The sequence below is a fragment of the Kitasatospora sp. NPDC057015 genome (genome assembly GCF_042673745.1).
In the GTDB taxonomy this organism is placed as follows: domain Bacteria; phylum Actinomycetota; class Actinomycetes; order Streptomycetales; family Streptomycetaceae; genus Kitasatospora.
Genome location: NZ_JBHUSG010000160.1, coordinates 1 through 1132, shown reverse-complemented (window position 1 = coordinate 1132; position 1132 = coordinate 1). Strand labels below are relative to the sequence as shown.

The following is a 1132-nucleotide window of genomic DNA, read 5'->3' as shown; positions in this document are numbered from 1 at the left end:
CACGGTGTACATCCTGTCGGGCCAGCACGGCCTGGTTCGTACCGACCGGCCGCTCGCCCCGTACGACACGGCCATCACCGACCGGGAAGCCGTCAGCGGTGAGCAGCTGCACCGGGACGCCGAGGCGTTCGATCTCGCGCAGGCCGACGTGCTGTTCCTCGGCGGCGCCAAGTACGCGGAGGTCCTGCGCCCGGCGGTGCCCCACAGCGTGCTGCCGCTCGCCGGTACGCGCGGCATCGGTGACCAGATGCGGCTGCTCAAGGCCCAGTCCGATCCAGACGCCGGACACGGCCTGCGGTCCGCCTGGTGGGCGGAGGCCGAGCGGTGGGCAGAGCGCGTTCGCGCGGCCGAGCCCGGACAGACCTCGCGGGACCGTCCGCAGGATGCCGCCGTGGCTCGTACGATCGCCGGCCTGACGATGTCTTCCTCCCCGGCGCCGACAGCGCGGCCGACCTCCGCCGCTGCGGAACACCCCGCCAAGCGCAGGCCCTGACCAACTGCGGGTCGCACTTCACCTCGATGCCGTGCCTGGCTGTCCGTGACCCGCTCCCGCCAGCTTCGTTGGACTGGACGGCGGGCGGCGCACGGCCCACCCCCCGAGCCTGCGCCGACCCGCTCCTCACGATCCCCAGATCCCGCAGTCCGCCCGGTGAACACTGGTCACGATCACCGTGCCGCCGAGCGATACCCGCTGGGTCCGGGTGACTTCGCAGCAGGCCGGAAGCGGCACCTGCCCGGGGACGACCGGAAGTATCGGGCCCGGGTTCACGTACGCCGAGACATCCTCCACGACATCACCCTGCCGGGTTTCGTACTGGCTGATGCCGAGCCGCGCGGCGAGTGCGCGGCGCCGGCTCCTGCGAGGTCCTCGACGGTTCATCGCCCCAGAATGCCCTGAGCGGTGAGACCTCCAGACCCCGCACCGCCGAGTCCCGCACCCCGGAACACCGCTGGCACCGGCCGCCGCAGCCCTCCAACCCCCGAACCGAACAACAAGGAGATTCCCCTGACCTCGTACCCCCTCGACTCCGTCGCCAACGTCAAGGCCAGCGCCGCGACGCTGCACGAACTCGCCGACCACCTCACCACCGTCGACACCGATCAGCCCGACCAACTCCTGGAACACCTCATG

The 1132-nt window shown here is 71.5% G+C and carries 1 protein-coding gene and 1 pseudogene; both read left to right on the top strand.

Annotated elements, in window-relative coordinates; translation table 11 throughout:
- A partial coding sequence (locus ACFTWP_RS41865; RefSeq protein ID WP_380270416.1) for a DUF6884 domain-containing protein occupies positions 1-493 on the top strand: 493 nt, incomplete at its 5' end.
- Between the two features lie 408 nt (positions 494-901).
- Positions 902-1132: pseudogene (locus ACFTWP_RS41860) on the top strand (hypothetical protein); the annotation flags it as partial.